At 53.9% G+C, this 16,988-nt stretch carries 10 protein-coding genes; 8 read left to right on the forward strand and 2 right to left on the reverse strand.

Annotated features, from left to right (window positions below; genetic code table 11):
- Window positions 1-186: 186 nt before the first annotated feature.
- Window positions 187-2,298, reverse strand: coding sequence for a DUF2079 domain-containing protein (locus F1728_RS28210; protein ID WP_155366793.1), 2,112 nt, complete (start codon window positions 2,296-2,298; stop codon window positions 187-189).
- Between the two features lie 216 nt (window positions 2,299-2,514).
- On the opposite strand from F1728_RS28210, the gene F1728_RS28215 reads away from it, so the two are divergent.
- The 7 genes from F1728_RS28215 (at window position 2,515) to F1728_RS28245 (ending at window position 14,537) form a co-directional block, all read left to right on the forward strand.
- Window positions 2,515-3,177: a nucleoside 2-deoxyribosyltransferase gene (locus tag F1728_RS28215; RefSeq protein ID WP_145041784.1), complete on the forward strand. Its 663-nt coding sequence runs from the start codon at window positions 2,515-2,517 to the stop codon at window positions 3,175-3,177.
- A gap of 36 nt (window positions 3,178-3,213) precedes the next feature.
- Complete coding sequence (locus F1728_RS28220) at window positions 3,214-4,551, forward strand: HD domain-containing protein (protein ID WP_145186845.1); 1,338 nt, start codon at window positions 3,214-3,216, stop codon at window positions 4,549-4,551.
- Window positions 4,552-4,648: 97 nt separating this feature from the next.
- A complete protein-coding gene (locus F1728_RS28225; protein ID WP_155366794.1) occupies window positions 4,649-5,884 on the forward strand; it encodes a formylglycine-generating enzyme family protein in 1,236 nt (411 codons plus the stop codon).
- 237 nt (window positions 5,885-6,121) lie between these two features.
- Window positions 6,122-6,577, forward strand: coding sequence for a MarR family winged helix-turn-helix transcriptional regulator (locus F1728_RS28230; RefSeq protein ID WP_145041781.1), 456 nt, complete (start codon window positions 6,122-6,124; stop codon window positions 6,575-6,577).
- 60 nt (window positions 6,578-6,637) lie between these two features.
- The gene (locus F1728_RS28235; protein ID WP_228030383.1) at window positions 6,638-7,936 is read left to right on the forward strand and encodes an efflux RND transporter periplasmic adaptor subunit; all 1,299 of its coding nucleotides are present in this window, start codon (window positions 6,638-6,640) and stop codon (window positions 7,934-7,936) included.
- A 12-nt stretch (window positions 7,937-7,948) separates the two neighbouring features.
- Window positions 7,949-11,506 carry an efflux RND transporter permease subunit gene (locus F1728_RS28240; protein WP_155366795.1) on the forward strand — a complete coding sequence of 1,186 codons (3,558 nt, stop codon included), beginning with the start codon at window positions 7,949-7,951 and terminating at the stop codon, window positions 11,504-11,506.
- A gap of 115 nt (window positions 11,507-11,621) precedes the next feature.
- The gene (locus F1728_RS28245) at window positions 11,622-14,537 is read left to right on the forward strand and encodes an FG-GAP-like repeat-containing protein (protein ID WP_155366796.1); all 2,916 of its coding nucleotides are present in this window, start codon (window positions 11,622-11,624) and stop codon (window positions 14,535-14,537) included.
- 6 nt (window positions 14,538-14,543) lie between these two features.
- On the opposite strand, the gene F1728_RS28250 is transcribed toward F1728_RS28245, so the two are convergent.
- A complete protein-coding gene (locus F1728_RS28250; RefSeq protein WP_155366797.1) occupies window positions 14,544-15,230 on the reverse strand; it encodes a hypothetical protein in 687 nt (228 codons plus the stop codon).
- 621 nt (window positions 15,231-15,851) lie between these two features.
- Here F1728_RS28250 and F1728_RS28255 point away from each other — a divergent pair.
- Window positions 15,852-16,985: a DUF481 domain-containing protein gene (locus tag F1728_RS28255; RefSeq protein WP_194242569.1), complete on the forward strand. Its 1,134-nt coding sequence runs from the start codon at window positions 15,852-15,854 to the stop codon at window positions 16,983-16,985.
- Window positions 16,986-16,988 lie beyond the last annotated feature (3 nt).

Here is a 16,988-nt window from a genome sequence, read left to right on the forward strand (position 1 = left end):
GAAGCGATTTATTGAAATTGGGAATGGGAATTCGGGAAAGTCGGATGACCTGGAACAGGTCAATTTTCGAGAGACTGGGAAACAGCCGCCTGACAGTCTCGCGGTGGGCTCACAGGCCATTATTACCGTTCATTTCACCGGGTGAAGCCCCCCTTTTTCCCGAATTTTGAGTGAAATCAGCGTCGATCACTCGCTGGCAGCAGGTTTCGGGGGCTGTTTTCGTTTCAGGACGATGAAATACCCGTCGGTTTTGTCCGGCAGCAGTTCCCATTCGTCAGGGTGATCGCGATATTCGGGAATCTGATCAGGGGTTTTGATCTCGCTGTAAGGGTGCTGGGTATCGATAACGATATAGTCGGTGTCCTCCGGAACCCCTGCTTCGTAGTCGTTTACTTTCCGCCGGTAGTTACTGTAATCGTAAGAGCGGGCATGGTGGGTATAGCGGGGGTGCACGAAATCGGTCGAGGCGACCCTGCTCTCCGGGGGAATCAGATCTGCGATTTTTTCAAACTGACGTGCCCGCTCTCCGGGTACGTACAGCCGTCCCCAGTACCAGCTGGAACCGGAGTCCCAGAAGACCAGGCCGGCGGGACCCAGGCTGAAAAAGAGTCCGGTCGCCAGGGAGGAACTCCAGAGGAAATGCGTTGCCCAGGTCTGAGCCTGTGCCAGGGATGCGGGTTCCGATTTCCAGCGACGCAGCACCGTCGTGACATTACCAACTCCGTAAGCCGCAGCCCAGCAGAGAATGGGAACGATGGGAGCGTGGAAATGATGTCGCGGATCGTGGGCCAGTTCGTTCAGACAGAGTAATCCGAACAGAGGCAGCCCCACCAGCAGGCGACCCGGTGAGAACAGGGGCAGCAGGCCGAGAGGGACGAGCAGTGCCAGGGCATAGATGAACGTATCGGCTTGAATCAGTTCGCCCAGCAGCAGTCCCGGATTGAACAGAATGTTGCTGACGACTTCGCCCAGGGAATTCCCGAATTTCTGAAAGTAACCGACGTAATGCACCTGTGTGCCGCCGCGGAACCAGGGGATCAGAACTTTCACAACCAGTGCCAGATAAACGACCGCAAACACAGACAGACCGATGCCCGGGGCGATGCTTTTCAACAGCACGGATTTCTGTGCTTTCGATTCCGGTTTCTTTTCCTGAAACGCGCGCCAGGCAATCCAGAGCCCCAAAGGCCCCAGGATAATCGCGTAGTCTTCCTTGGCAGCCAGGCAGAGCAGCAGCAGGACGATCGCAGATTTCCAGCGTTTACGTTCGATCGCCTCCAGGGCGAACAGCAGCAGGGGAACGCCGAAGGAGATCGGTCGGAATGTTTTGAGATCGATGGCGATGTCCAGAAACTGCAGGGGGAAGTAGCAGAGATAGGCTGCGACGATTGCAGTGCCCGCCGTTTTAGAACCGCTGTGTCGCGTCGCCATACGGTACAGCGGAATCGCACCGCAGGCCAGGGCCACGGTTTCACTTAGTTCCAGCAGCAGGTGGGATGGCCAGATCAGGTACAGCGGCGAGAGCAGCAGGTGAATGAATTGAATATGTTCTCCCCAGAACAGCCCCTGATCCAGATAACTGCGAAACCCTTTCCCATGCAGGACATTCCAGAGATGTTCTTCATACATGGCTGAATCGCCGTGGGGAATCAGCAGGCCCTGGTAAAGCCGCCAGTTCATCCAGGTAAAGATCAATACGAAAACACCCATCAGCAGCCAGACGGGGAAGGGCAGCGATGACTTTGGTTCTGTGGAAATTTCTTCGGTCGGGGCATCACTCAAAGAAGCAGGAAACAGCAGCGTCACCAGTGTGGCCAGCCAGCCCGCGATTGTGATCGCAAACCAGAACTGCGAGGTCGCCAGCAGCAGACCTTCCCCACTGCTCCAGCCGATAATAAACAACAGGATTCTGAGCAACTCCCAGATGCCGGGCAGAAACCACCAGCGATAACCCAGGCAGCCCCAGTCCGTCAGCGCAGCAGCGTACGCAGTCTTCTGCCGGCGGGAAATCAGGAAGCCCCCCGCCAGCCAGGTCAGTGCTGCGGTGAGGAGCAGATGTCCCATTAGCGGGAAAAAGGGAATGGCGACTGTTTGTGTGGTCGGATCAAGCGTCGCGCCCCAGCTTGAAAGTAGTGCTTCCCAGAGCGGAACACTGACATACATTCCAGCCAGGTCCTGACTGCTGAAGATCGTCTGCAGGGCGAGTGTCACCGCACCGGGGCCCAGCAGCACGCAGAGCAGCGCGTAAGTAAATCGGCGGCTGTCGATTGCGGGAGGAGTAGGGGCGCTGTGATTCATGAATTTGGAGCAGACTGTCTGGGTATGTTCTAACTGGCTTGCGACGATTCACGCAGCGCTGTTGAACGCTGCTCTGACAAATTTGGGAGATGCTGGCGGAAAAGAATCCGGTTTGGGTGAAAAAAAACAGGACGTTGTTACAATGAACTCCGAATCCCCTCTATCTCACTATTCTAAATGGTTTTCTTTCAGCAGGGAAGCATTACAGGTTTGACCATGAAACATTCTAACGAACAGATGCGCGTGTACTGCGCAGGTCCTCTGTTTAATCGGACCGAACGGGACGAGATGACAGAGATTGCAGATCTCTTAACCAAAACCGGCTATACCGTCTACCTGCCTCACCGCGATGGGATGGAATTTCGACTGATCCTGGATGTGCTGGTCGAACGCAACTGGGATGCACCCACGGCTGCTCAATTTCTGCATGAAGCCATTTTCTCGCTGGATGTCTACCAGCTGGTTGTGGAATGTGAGGCGATGGTCTGGAACCTCAACGGACGCGTTCCCGATGAAGGCGCTGTTTCCGAAGCAGCCATGGCCTGGATGCTGGGCAAGCCGCTGATCGCCTATAAAGATGATGTCCGCTCGCTGATTCAGGGACGCTACAATCCGCTGCTGGTGGGTATGGTCGAATTTGAATCGGTCGATGAAATCGAACAGATTCCGCATGCTCTCTCCACGGCGATCCTGAATCATGATCTGCGTCCTCCTTTGGAAGTGGACGCGTTGCCCGCCAAGGTTCAGAAAGCAGTGCAGGCCGGCCAGGTACTGTGGAAGGCCATGTGCTCCGAAGGGGCGCAGGAAGATAACGAAATGATCGCGTCTGTCGTCGAGGAGTTGTTTGCGCCGAACGATCGTTCTTCGCTGCTCGCCTGAACGGCTCACGAAATCGTAAAACGGAATTGACGTTTCATGAACCACCCGTATGTCGAGATTCCTGAACTCTCCAACCTGCAGTCAGGCAGTGGCCTGGTGCGGATTCCCTACCAGCAGGATGTGCCTTTTACCGGTCGCGTGCGGGCCCTGGTCGATACGCCCGAGTTCCGTCGCCTGTCGCACATCACCCAACTGGGTTTCACGGCGCTCGTTTATCCCGGAGCCACGCACACGCGTTTCGAACACGCGCTGGGCGTTTATCAGAATGCGCTGCAGTATCTCTGGCAACTGGGACGGGACGAGCGTTTCGCGGCGACCGTGGACGTGCATACGGCGGAAGTGCTGATTGCGGCGGCCCTGCTGCACGATCTGGGACACTGGCCGTTCTGTCATCTGATTGAAGATATGTCTCTCGAAGGTATTCCCCGGCACGAGCAGTTTGCCCGGGAGTTTCTCTCGGAAGGACACGAACTGCCAAAGATCCTGCGGGAAGAGTGGGGCATTGAACCTTCCGAAGTGCTGGATATTCTGGTGCCGAGTTCGGATACACCCCGCATGCGACTGGTGCGTTCGATTCTCTCCGGCCCGATTGATATCGACAAGATGGACTACCTCGATCGCGACAGTCTCCATGCCGGCGTGCCTTATGGTCGTAACTACGATAAAAAGCGACTGATCCAGTCGTTGATGGTTAACGAGTGCGGTGATGGACTGGCGATTGGTTCCAAGGGCAAAACGGCAGCCGAGTTGATGGTGTTTGCCCGTTATGTGATGTTCAGCGAAGTCTACTGGCATCACGCGGTTCGTGCGGCGAGTACGATGTTTGCCCGCGCATTTTATCATCTCTATCCCAGGCTGGATCTCGCTGAATATTTCCAGCTCACCGAGTCGGATTCCATTTCTGTACTCCGCAAGGAAGCACAGGGGACTGACTGCGAACGACTCGTGGAAGGCATTTTCAGTAACAAGCGTGTGCTCTATAAACGGGTGGCAGAATTCAGTTTCTACGAGTCGTCTGAAGTTTTCGAACTGATTGCGCATCGGCCGGTCTCTTCACTGGTCCACTGGAGCGAACAACTGGCAGCGCGGCTCACACAGCGGTTAAATCAGCAGGTCGATGCGACCGACGTTCTGATCGACGCACCCCCCACGCATCGGGAAGTGGAATTCAACGTGGAGATCTATTCGCCGCGTGAAGCACAATATCAGCCGCTGCACGTCGTCTCTCCTGTGGTAGATACACTGGCACGCAAGCAGTTTGATGATTTCGTCAAACGGGTTCGCGTTTTTGCGCATCCCCGGATTGCGACAGAATGCAAAACGATGAGTGATTTCAAATCGCTGCTGATCGACGCAGTCAGGGAAAACGGCTGAACGGCCTGAAAAGGGCTGTTAATCTGTCTCGTGGTTGTTAGAATCAGGATAGTCTGTCTCTTTTCATTTGACTCACTCTGCTTCCCTGGTACTGATCATGCCTCTGTTATCGAAGACCACTGGATTTCGCTTTTCTGTGTCATGTTGTCTGCTCGCACTGCTGCTGACCAGTTGTGGCGACGGTGGAGGCAAGGTGGGGAGCTTTACAGAAGAGGACAAAGCCAGGTCACCTTCCTCGAATCGTTCCAATATGCGGGCACCGCAGTTAAAGCCTCGTAAAGTGGAACCGCAACCGTCCCGCTCAAGACAACCGGCGGAACTGGAGGGAGACCCGGAAGATCATTTTGAGTTAGTCGATTATCTGCACAATTACCAGATTCAGAAGCCCGATCCCAGTCGCGCCCGCGGAGAAGAGTTCGCAGTGGTACCCCCTCCCGAACCGGGATTGAATGCCTCCACTTTTACCGTCATTCAGCCGGAGGCAACGGGAGAGACAACCCAGCCCAGTTCTACATTTAAACTTCCCAAGGGATTCACTGCGTTGCCAGAATATGGCTATTCTGCAGAAGGCTTTCCCCGGCGGATTCGCTGTGACCGCGATTACTCCGAGATGGCGCTGGTCCCTGCCGGCGTTTCGATTCAGGGAGTCGAATCCGGCGACCCGAATGCACAGCCGCAGTTTTCGATTTTTCAGAACGCATTTTATATCGATCTGCATGAAGTCACACTCGAACAATATCGCCGCTGGCGTTCGGAAATGATCGCCGCGAAAGGCAAAATTCCCGAACCGGCGGGCAATGATCAGGCGGAAGGGAACATCCCGGCGATGGGCATCGCGTATACCGACGCCATCAATTACGCGCGAACCATGGGCAAGCAGTTGCCCCTGGAAACGCAGTGGGAGAAAGCCGCGCGGGGCGAACTGGGATTTCAGTATCCCTGGGGCGACGGGCGCCCGCTCTGGCACAAGAATCGCCAGCCTGGTCAAATTGATCCGGTGAAAAGTTTTCCGGGAGACAAGAGTCCCTACGGAGTTTACGACATGGCGGGCAACGCCCGGGAATGGTGCGATGACTGGTATTCTCCAGATGCCTACAAAGCGGCGCTGGCCCGCTCTGATGCCGGCGTCGTCCGTGACTGGACCGGTCCCAAGCTGCCGGTTGTATCGGGGGAACGAGTGGCCCGTGGCGCGAAAGATTCCTGGAAAGCCTGGAAACGGGCTGGGGAAAACATGCGGACACCTGGCCCGGACATCGGTTTTCGCTGTGTCTTGAACCTCACTCCCGCAGGCCAGCAGCCCGACAGAAACACCCGCCCCGCGAACGCGTTTTAATTCTTTTCAGCAGTGTCTCCCGCCTGAAACTGTTAAGGGCATTGATAGATGCCCTTAATGTCCACTTTGAGCTACCCGCTCTGCCTCGCATTTTCCGCTTGATTTCAGCAGCAATCGGTCTAAAGCCCTTGTATCCCGGCGATTCGCTATTGCGACAGGGTATGCCTGAATATTATAACAGGGCTAATAATTAGCCTGGCTAATCAATCAGGGGCGTTCACTCCGAAGGAGGTGCTGATGTTGCAATACGATTTTGAAGAGAGCATCGGTTACTGGATTACGATGACTTCGCATTCCTATCAGGATGCGTTGAATCAGGAATTGATTCCTTACGGGATCACCTTCCGACAGTTTCAGGTGATTGGCTGGCTGGTTTATGCAGGTCCCCTGTCCCAGGTGGAACTCGCTGAGCGAATGATGATCGAACCTCCGACTCTCGTGCGGATTCTGGATCGGATGGAACGCGATCAGTGGATCAAACGCGAAAGTGATCCGGAAGACCGGCGGCGAAAAGTTCTGCAAGTCCTGCCGGAAGCGAAACCGATCTGGTCCAAGATGGTTTCCTGTCTGAAGCGGCTCAGAAAGAAAGCAACAAAAGGCATGACCGCCGAACAGGTGGAGACACTGAAATCCCTGTTGATGCAGGTACAGGAAAATCTGGGAGTCAAGCTCCCGGAGTTTGAGGCGGTCTGAAACAAGATTCAGGATGAAGCTGATTACTTACGACTACTTGATATGACGTTGAGGAAGTTTATGAGATTTGCAACCGTTATAGTCGCAGCACTCGCTGTGTTGATCATCAATGCACAGACTGTGTGTGCCCAGCGGGGGCCGGCCCCTGTTGCGGTGGCAGAAGTCGTCCAGAAGGATGTTGCTTCGGGACAGACGTTTGTCGGAACGGTACTCCCCATTAAACGCAGTGTGATCGGCAGTGCCGTCGGCGGGCGTGTGGCTGAGTTCCCCGTCAATGAAGGGGATTTTGTCAAAGCGAAACAACCGCTGGCCCAGTTGTTGACGAATACCATCAAGTTGGAAGTGGCTGCGGAAAAAGCAGAGCTGCAACTGCGAAAGCACGAACTGGAAGAGATGGAGAACGGTTCGCGTCCGGATGAAATCAAACGGGCCCGCGCACTGATGCAGGCGGCCCGGGCAGAGAGTGAATACCAGACGAAACGCCGTAAACGCCTGGAATCTTTGTATGCCCGTAAAGCAGTCAACGATGATGACATTCAGCAGGTTGTTTCCGAATCGATTCGTGCTGACGAAATGTTCGAAGAAGCACAGTCCGCCTATCAACTGGCTGTCGAGGGGCCTCGCAAAGAGAAAATTAATCAGGCTCGGGCTCGCGTAGCCATGCAGCAGGCGCTCGTCGACGAACTCGAAAGTAAAGTGGTCAAACACACGATCATTACTCCCTTCGATGGATACGTGGTCGCTGAACATACTGAAGTCGGTCAGTGGGTGAACTCTGGTGAACTTGTGGCTGAAGTCATCGCCCTGGATCAGGTCGATATCAGTGTGCAGGTGCTGGAAAATCACGTCCCCCACGTGCGGCTGGGAATGGAAGTCCGGGTGGAAGTCCCCGCGATTCCTAACCAGGTCTTTACGGGAAAAGTTGCCTTAATCGTACCGCAGGCTGATGTCCGCGCCCGTACGTTTCCCGTTAAAGTCCGTCTGAAAAATACAATTACCAAGGATGGTGGTCCCCTGTTGAAATCAGGGATGCTGGCCCGTGCGGTTCTGCCTACGGGACCTCAGCAGTCAGCGCTGCTGGTTTCCAAGGACGCCCTGGTTCTAGGCGGCCCGACACCAATGGTCTATGTCGTCGATCCTGCTGCAGATAACAAGAAGCAGGGTAAAGCCCGGCCAGTGCCGGTACAGGTTGGGGTGGCACAAGGCCGCCTGATTCAGGTTAAGGGAGATCTGAAGCCAGGTCAGCAGGTTGTGATCCGTGGTAACGAGCGTCTGCGACCCGGACAGGACGTGGTGATTTCTGAAGTTCTGTCACCCGATGCAGAACCCAAGTCCAAAGCTATCGACATTAAGGGTTAATGAGGAACCATCATGAATCTGATTACAGCCATTGTCCATAATCCGGTTAAAGTGACCGTTGGTGTGCTGCTGACGGTCCTCTTCGGTCTGGTCGCTCTGACTCGTATGCCGATGCAACTGACCCCCGAAGTTCAGCGACCCACCATTACCGTCGAAACACGCTGGCCCGGTGCCAGTCCCCAGGAAGTTGAACGCGAAATTGTGCTGGAACAGGAAGAACAGCTCAAGAGTGTGGAAGGCATCACCAAACTGAGTTCGGAAAGTGCCGACTCCAAGGGAACCATCACGCTGGAATTCCTGGTTGGTACCAACATGGATGAAGCCCTGCTTAAGGTTAACTCGCGACTGCAGCAGGTTCCCGAATACCCGGAAGACGCCGATCAGCCCATCATCAGTACCGCGAACGCTGCGGACCGTCCGATTGCCTGGTTCATTCTCAGCAGCCGTCTTCCCTCTGAAGAGAAAATTGTTGCGTTTGGAGATAAGCATCCGGAACTCAAGGATCGCTTGGAAGTGATTCGAAACACACCCAATCCCGGGTTGGCGATGTTGCGCCTGCGAATGCTGGCCGATGAATATCCTGATGTCCGCGGAGAAATTCTGCCCAAGGAAGATATTGAAGTCACCAAGCTGCGGCGTTTTGCGGAAGATGAAATTGAAGCCCGTTTCGAACGTGTGGCCGGCGTTTCTCAGTCAAACGTGCTGGGGGGACTGGAAGATGAACTGCAGGTGGTTGTCGACTCCGAACAACTCGCCGCCCGCCAGTTGACAATCGCCGATGTGCGTCGCGTGTTGCGCGGCCAGAATGAAGACACTTCTGCCGGTGATTTCTGGGAAGGTAAACGTCGCTGGGTAGTGCGTACTCTGGGGCAGTTCCGCAATATTGAAGAGGTGGAAAATCAGCTGCTGGCGGTCCGCGATGGCGCGCCAGTCTATGTACGGGACGTTGCAGAAGTCCGCCTGGGTTACAAAAAACCGGATGGTCTGGTACGTCGATTCGGCGAATCGAGTATCGCGGTGAACTGTATCCGTGAAACCGGTGCCAACGTGTTGGACATCATGCATGGTCTCCGCGAAGCCGCTCAAGAAATTGACGAAACAATTCTCAAAGCCCGTGGCTTACAGCTGGTGCAGGTTTATGATGAAACCGACTACATCTATTCCTCAGTCGACCTGGTAAAGAACAACATCTTTATCGGCGGTGCTTTGACGATGATCGTTCTGATGTCGTTTCTGCATCTGGGAATTCGCACCCTGATTGTGGTGCCATTTATTATTCTGTCAGCCGTCGCAGCTGCCTATATCTCCCCCTGGTTTTTCGCAGTCTGTCTGGCACTCATTATTGGAGCCGGCTTCTGGTTTGCCCGTGGGGCCCTGGTGGTGGGTCTGGCAATTCCCACCAGTATTATCGGCACCTTCCTGATTCTGGGACTGATGGGACGTTCGTTGAACGTGATCAGTCTGGCTGGTCTGGCGTTTGCCGTCGGGATGCTCGTGGATAACGCAGTGGTGGTTCTGGAAAACATTTTCCGCAGATACTCTTTGGGTGAGTCTCCGTTCCGGGCGGCCATCAAAGGAACCCAGGAAGTCTGGGGTGCGGTGCTGGCTTCCACGCTGACTACGATTGCCGTCTTCCTGCCGGTGGTCTTCATTCAGGAAGAAGCAGGGCAGCTGTTTCAGGATATTGCCCTGGCGATCAGTGCCGCAGTAGGACTCTCGCTGCTGGTCTCGATGACATTGATTTCCACCGCCTCGGCCCGTCTGTTACACAAACGGGAGGGACAGGACATTGAGGATATGCGGGTCGTCGACAATCCCGAACCTGAGGAACCTCAGAGAAAAGGCCGCTTGCAGAAAATGATCATCACTCCGATTGAATCTGCAGGGGCTCTGTTTGTGAAGTCCGTTGTGGGAATGAACAGCTGGATTCAGAAAGGATTGTTGAGACGCCTGGTAGTGACCGGCGTTCTGGTGGGAGCGGCCTTCGGTATCAGCTGGCAGCTCTGGCCTAAAGTGGAATACCTACCGACAGGAAACCGTAATCTGATTTTTTGTATTCTGCTTCCCCCTCCCGGCTACAACATGAACCAGTTGATGGAACTGGGGGAATCGGTCGAATCGGACCTGCGGCCTTACTGGGATATTGTTGACCCGGAGAGTGACGAAGTCAAAAAACTCGACTATCCGGTGATCGGCGATTTCTTTTTCGTGGCTCGCGGACGTATGGTTTTTATGGGGATTCGCGCCCATGATTCCCAACGCGTGGGCGAACTGATTCCTCTGGTCCAGCAGGCGGGGGCCAAGCTGGAAGGAACTTTCGCGGTTGCCAAGCAATCGAGTCTGTTCGAACAGGGCTTAACCGGTGGACGTACTGTCGAAGTTGAAATCATCGGGCCCGATCTGCAGAAATTGGTCGGCATGGGGGGGCAGATTCTGGGGAAAGTTAAGGGAATGATTCCCGATGCCCAGGTGCGTCCCGTTCCCAGTCTGGACCTGTCCAGTCCTGAAGTGCACATTCAGCCCAAACTGGTGCAGGCTGCAGAAATGGGAGTAAGCAGTGCCGATCTGGGATATACAGCGAACGCGCTGGTCGATGGCGCTTTTGCCGGTGACTATTACCTGGGAGGCGATAAAATTGACCTTTCGATCGTCGGGGAGTCTCGACACATTCAGAATACGCAGGACGTCAAAGCCCTTTCGGTCGCGACACCAATGGGGGCATTGGTGCCTCTGGAAGCATTAGCGAATGTGGAAATCACCAGCGGTCCGGAACAGGTGAATCACCGCGAACGACAACGGGCAATTACCATCGAAGTCTCTCCGCCTGAAGCAATGGCGCTGGAAGATGCGATGCAGAGAATCCAGGATGAAATTGTCCAGCCTATGCGGGACAGTGGTCAACTGGATGGCGGTTACCGGATTATGCTCTCGGGGACCGCAGATAAGCTCCGCGATACCTGGGCGGCACTGCAGTTCAACGTATTGCTGGCCTTGATGATTACTTATCTGTTGATGGCAGCGTTATTCGAATCGTGGCTGTATCCGTTTGTGATTATTTTCAGTGTGCCCCTGGGGGCTGTCGGCGGAATTCTGGGGCTCAGTATCTTGAACCTGTTCATGCTGCAGACTCTGGACGTACTGACAATGCTCGGCTTCGTGATCCTGATTGGTACCGTGGTGAATAACCCGATTCTGATCATTCACCAGTCATTGAACCATATCAATGAAGATGGGATGACGCCTCGCGAAGCGATTCTGGAAAGTATCCGCACACGTATCCGACCGATTTTCATGACGACGACCACTACTGTACTCGGGCTGCTGCCCCTGGTGCTGTTTCCCGGTGCCGGGAGTGAACTCTATCGCGGTCTGGGAAGCGTGGTATTGGGCGGCCTGATTGTTTCGACCCTGTTTACGCTGGTCCTTGTGCCGACGCTGTTCAGTCTGACGATGGATGCCAAGCATACGGTCATCAATCTGTTTAAGCCCAGTGTCGCTAAGCAGTTCAAAACCCAGCCTGCGACCGCTTCTGATGTCGACGCGCAGGAAAAGGAGAATGTCACGGTTTAAACAACGTGCCCATGGTGTCAGGTCAGACTCCCCTTTACAATGGGGGGCTGACCCTCTTACTGACACTTGCAGCCCACAACCCTGACGGTTGGTGGCACTGAAAAGGCACATCGAGTTGTTGCGACTTACTGTAATTCTCCTGGTTTTGATCACGATCGGGATGGCACTCTGGTTCTCCGGAGTGTTCGAACCTGATCCGTCCGCACAATTGAAACGAGGCGCGCATGCCTTTCGTGAGCAGCAGTATGACGATGCGAAGCGAGAACTGCTCCCGGTGCTGGAGTCTCCCTCACATGCTGACGACGCAGCGCTGCTGCTGGCGGAGATCGCCATTACTGAGGGAGATTTCTCGGCTGCCATTCAGTATTACGACCGGGTCCCCGATAATCAAAGCCGCGATTGTTACCAGGCGCGCACCCGTTCTGGAGAGTACTATCTGTTTCAGTTGAAGCAGCTGTCACTCGCCCTCGATCAGTTTGAGCGGGCCTACCAGTTTTTTCCCGAGGACGCGCTGATTCTCGAACGGCTCTCGTTCATTTACGGCTTGTCCACGCAGACCTGGAAAGCAGTGCCGATTCGCATCAAACTGCTCCAGCAGAAAGAACTGAACCCCGTCGTACTGTATCTGCTGTCGATGAGTGACCGTTCATTAGAGAACCCGCAGCTCTTTGCTGACTACGAACAGGCCGCACCACACGATCCGCTGGTGCAACTCATGCTGGCCCGACTCGATGTGGATGAACAGGAATACGTGGCTGCTCAACAGCGTCTGCTGAAACTGATTCAAACCCAGCCCGCGTTAAGCCAGGCACAGGTGCTGCTCGGTCAGACTCTGCTAAAGTTACAGGCTCCCAATGCCTTTCAAAAGTGGCAGTCTGAATTACCAGCACCAGTCCGTGAACACCCGGAAATCTGGAATGTCGAGGGGCAGTGGTACCAGCAGCAGGGAGATCAGCAGGCAGCGATTCGCTGCTTTGTGCAGACACTCAAACGGGATGCAACGAATCCCACCGCCTGTTATCAGCTGGGACAGCTGTTGAAGCAGACTGGAGACCCTAAAGCGGCAGAACAGCTGCTTGAATATTCCCAAACATTACAGACCTACGAAGGGCTGGTTAAAGTCGTTTACGGTGACAAAGAATTACCCGCCGCTGAGAAAACAGTACAACTGGCCCGGGAACTGGGGCTGGTCTGGGAAGCCTATGGCTGGAGCCGGGCCGCATTACTGCTTGATCCCTATCTCAGCTGGGCGAAACAGACCAGAGATGAACTCCAGGGAGAACTCAAAGAACTGCCTCTGGTGAGAACGGACCCCAGACTGAATCCCATTCGTGATCTGTCCCTGCCGGAATCATCAAAAACAACTCCGGACATGGCAGCTCAAAATTCCGGGAAGAAAGCTGCTAAAACTGATTCACAGATCGCGTTTGCCGATGTCACCACGGACGCGGGGATTGACTTTCAATATTTTAACGGACATCCCTGGCCCGAGACGCAGCATAAGATGTACGAGTTCACCGGTGGTGGAGTGGGAGTGTTCGATTTGAATGGGGACGGCTGGCCCGATCTGTACCTGACGCAGGGTACGCGGTGGCCCGTTGATGAGCGGGCCACCGAATTCCTCGATCAGATCTACCTGAATCAGGGCGATGGCACTTTCCGCGATGTGACAAAACAAACGGGTATCCAGGAAAACGGGTTCAGCCAGGGAGTGACAATCGGCGATCTGAACCAGGATGGTTTTGATGATGTTTACATCGGTAACATTGGTCAGAACCGACTCTACCTGAATAACGGTGACGGCACGTTCTCCGAGGTTGAAGAGGCACGTGGTTCTGCGGATGCCTGGACCACGAGTTGTCTAATGGCGGATCTGAATGGCGATGCAGCTCCTGAAATCTATGCGGTCAATTATCTCTCGGGCGCCGATGTCTTTGATAGAGTCTGTCAGAATGCAGATGGGAGCAGTCGCTCCTGCATGCCCTTGAATTTTCCTGCTGCCCAGGATCAGCTCTATCTGAATTCAAAAGATGATAGCCTGAAAAATGTCACCGCCAACTCAGGGATTGAAGTACCTGCCGGGAAAGGTCTGGGAATTATTGCTGCCGACTTTACCGGTAACGGCTATCCCAGTCTGTTCATTGCCAATGATGCAGTAGCGAATTTCTTCTTCGTGAATCAAGGCACTGAAAAACTTCACTTTACTGAGCAGGCACTTTTGTCGGGCCTGGCTCTGAATGCCCAGGGACGTACTGAAGCCTGCATGGGCATTGCCGCCGGGGATGCGGACGCGGATGGACTGCTGGATCTGTTCATCACAAACTATTATCGGGAGACGAATACGCTCTATCGGCAGATCGGCCCGGATGAATTCGTAGATGCAACCCAGTCCGCGAATCTGGCGGAATCGAGTTTGTACCTGCTCGGGTTCGGCACACAGTTCCTGGATGCCGATCTCGATGGCTTGCAGGATCTGGTCGTCGTTAACGGGCATGTCGAAGATCTGCGCAAAATGGAGACACCCTGGCAGATGCGGCCCCAGTTTCTGAAAAATCAGGGGCAGGGGAGATTTGAAGAACTGAAGGCAGACGAACTGGGCGCGTTCTTTCAAAAACCACGACTGGGACGGGGCATGGCGCGGCTGGACTGGAACCGGGATGGTCGCGAGGAAGTCGCGGTGTCCAGTCTCGATCAACCGCTCGTATTACTGGAGAACCAGACAAAGGACACGGGGAATCGACTGGTAGTGCGATTAACGGGGACCGAATCGAATCGGGATGCCATCGGCACAACAGTCCGCCTGAAAGCAAGCGGGCAGACGCTGATGCGTCAGTTGACCGCGGGAGACGGATACCAGGCGAGTAATCAGCGATCGCTGGTATTTGGTCTGGGGCCTGACCAGCAGGTCTCAGAGCTGGAGGTCAGCTGGCCATCCGGACTCAAACAACGCTTTACCGGAATCGCTGCGAATCAGGAACTGCATCTGATTGAAGGACAGGCAGAACCATTTCGGATCCGCAGCTATGAATAAGATCGCTTATTCAAAATCAATGCCGAGACGGTACTTCAACTGATCAAGTTCTTCAATCGCTTCATCGCTGGAAGAGTGGACGTGTTCTGCTTCGGTGATAAATTTAAGTTCCGGATCGTGGGGAATCCCGTATTCATCCAGAATGCTCTCAAACTGATCAATTCCCTGACCGTACATGATGAGCAGCTTATGCTCGTCGAATTGCACTTCCAGAGGGATCAATGGATTGAGCACAGCAATGCCGGCACAGCCATCGTTGAGCAGCAGATCTTCGTAATCGTAGAGTGTACTTTTCAGGACGGGCAGATCCATGTGTTCCCGGTAGAGGTCCTGATGCTGGTTGTGGGCACCATCGTGACTGGTTTCCAGTACGACATCGACTTCATGACCCAGCGGATCGAGCAGATCGATAAACAGGTCGAACAGAACTTCACGGGAAGCGGAAGCCATCAGAACCGGAATTTTGATTCCGGATTCCTTGTCGGTGTAAACGTCATGTCGGTAACCGGCCTGCGGCACTACTTCCAGGTCGTAGGAAGGACGGATCGCATCGGTCAGCATGAAATCACCGTACTTGGCGATATTTAAATGCGTTTCCAGCTGGTCTTCTGAAAGACTTTCGAAACTGCTGCGCGATTTCCCCGCAGTATTGTCTCGATAGGTCGTCTTCAAAAATCGTTTCAAGAATCCCATGATTAAATCTTCTCCCCCTCACGAGAGGCGATTCTGTGATCGCCGTTGGCTTGAAGTGCCGTTTTATACTCTTTGATATGAATTGATGTTTGCTTTTAACTTGATCCGCTGCTCGCTCTTGCAGGCCCGAAACGAGCGGGAATCAAAAAAACTCTAGCATGCGAAATGAGGGGAGGTCCGAAGTAGTCCTGATCTGATCTGCTTTTTCAGCGAGTCGAAGCCAAAAGAGCGGGCAGCAGGAAATAAGGAAAGAGTTCCAGACAGGGAAAAGATCCGTTTATAGCGATCAGGTAATTTTCAGATCCGTTTTGTGGGATCGAGAATCGCTAAAATCGATCAGACGGGCTCGATCGTCAGGACAGGGGGCGGCTTGAAAAAATTCAGACAATGTAATCAGGTATTGTTTATATAAATGTCTGTTTTAAAAGGAGTTAGATGCAAAAAAACAACCTGTGATACATCGGGGATTCGCTCTGGTGATCAAATGAACGTACTCAGAGATACATATTGCACTGATTTGCCGTCCTAACTAAAATCCCGCTCCCTTCTTAACTCCTTTCGCGCGAATCTACACCAAACTCCAACTAATTATCACTGAGTAATCCAGCCATGGATGGTCTAATGGGTTGTTTCCACCTCATTACAGGAAGAAAATATCGCTGGTACAGCCTGCGAATAATGATGCTCTGGCTGATGGTCTGTAGCCTGGGTAATGTGCTGTCTGCTGCAGAGCCGGTACCGGCAGAAACGCTCTATCTTAAGAGTGGGGAGTTCCTGGCGGGAGAAAGCGTCGGTTTTGAGTCGGGTAAGATCCTGTTTCAGCTGCCTGATGGGAGTGTCCGTAAGATTTCGCTGGAAGACGTGGATCGGCTCGAATACGCCGAGCTGGCGACCGACCCCGATGCTCCTCCTCCGGGTGAAGAACTGCTGGTCAGTAACGAGAACGTGGAACTTCCCCCGCTACCGGCCATGATCAATCAGACACCGGTTCCGCAGCCGATCGGCGTTTCACCGGAGTTCGGTGATGTCGAAGATGAGAATACGTCTCCCTGGGATCGGGTGGAAAACTATTATGACACCTGCTGGGAATACGCTGAAATCTGGACCAAGCGGATGGAAATTGGCGGAACCTTCCTGGCAGGGAATACGCAGCGGGATTACGTTACCACCGCACTGCAACTGGAGAAGTCCGATGATGATAACCGGTTTCTGTTCGAGATTGGTGGACGCTGGGGACAGTCCAATGGTATTCGCGATGCCAACCGCTGGTACGGCAATACAACACTGGACGTGGCGCGTACCACGAAGTGGATCGTCTTCGTAACCAACAAGAACGTTTATGACGAGTTTGAAAATCTGGACTGGCGGGGTACGATTTCCAGCGGTCTGGGTTACCGCTTTATCAATGAAAAAGATCGTCGATTGATCGTGCGTGTTGGTCCTGGTGGTACGCACGAAATTTATAACGATCCCAGTATGCGACGAACCACGCTCGACGTCTTTGCCGAAATCGAATTCCACTGGCCCTTAGGGGACCATGCGAAACTCGAGCACAAACAGACCTGGACTCCCAGTGTGGACAATATCCAGATTCTCCGTCTGACAAGCGAAACGGGGATCCTGTTCAAGCTGGACAACAAAGACCGCTGGAACCTGCGGCTGGGACTGCTGCAGGTCTACAACTCTTATCCCAACGCGGGCCGTAAGAAGAACGATTTTACCGGAACGGTCTCCCTGGTTTACACGCGAAAATAAACA

The sequence above is a fragment of the Gimesia benthica genome, assembly GCF_009720525.1.
GTDB lineage: Bacteria > Planctomycetota > Planctomycetia > Planctomycetales > Planctomycetaceae > Gimesia > Gimesia benthica.

What these genes read in the sequence shown, in the direction of transcription:
- F1728_RS28210 (WP_155366793.1), bottom strand. Translation starts at nt 2,298, where the DNA reads ATGAATCACAGCGCCCCTACTCCTCCCGCAATCGACAGCCGCCGATTT.
- F1728_RS28215 (WP_145041784.1), top strand. Translation starts at nt 2,515, where the DNA reads ATGAAACATTCTAACGAACAGATGCGCGTGTACTGCGCAGGTCCTCTG.
- F1728_RS28220 (WP_145186845.1), top strand. Translation starts at nt 3,214, where the DNA reads ATGAACCACCCGTATGTCGAGATTCCTGAACTCTCCAACCTGCAGTCA.
- F1728_RS28225 (WP_155366794.1), top strand. Translation starts at nt 4,649, where the DNA reads ATGCCTCTGTTATCGAAGACCACTGGATTTCGCTTTTCTGTGTCATGT.
- F1728_RS28230 (WP_145041781.1), top strand. Translation starts at nt 6,122, where the DNA reads ATGTTGCAATACGATTTTGAAGAGAGCATCGGTTACTGGATTACGATG.
- F1728_RS28235 (WP_228030383.1), top strand. Translation starts at nt 6,638, where the DNA reads ATGAGATTTGCAACCGTTATAGTCGCAGCACTCGCTGTGTTGATCATC.
- F1728_RS28240 (WP_155366795.1), top strand. Translation starts at nt 7,949, where the DNA reads ATGAATCTGATTACAGCCATTGTCCATAATCCGGTTAAAGTGACCGTT.
- F1728_RS28250 (WP_155366797.1), bottom strand. Translation starts at nt 15,230, where the DNA reads ATGGGATTCTTGAAACGATTTTTGAAGACGACCTATCGAGACAATACT.
- F1728_RS28255 (WP_194242569.1), top strand. Translation starts at nt 15,852, where the DNA reads ATGGGTTGTTTCCACCTCATTACAGGAAGAAAATATCGCTGGTACAGC.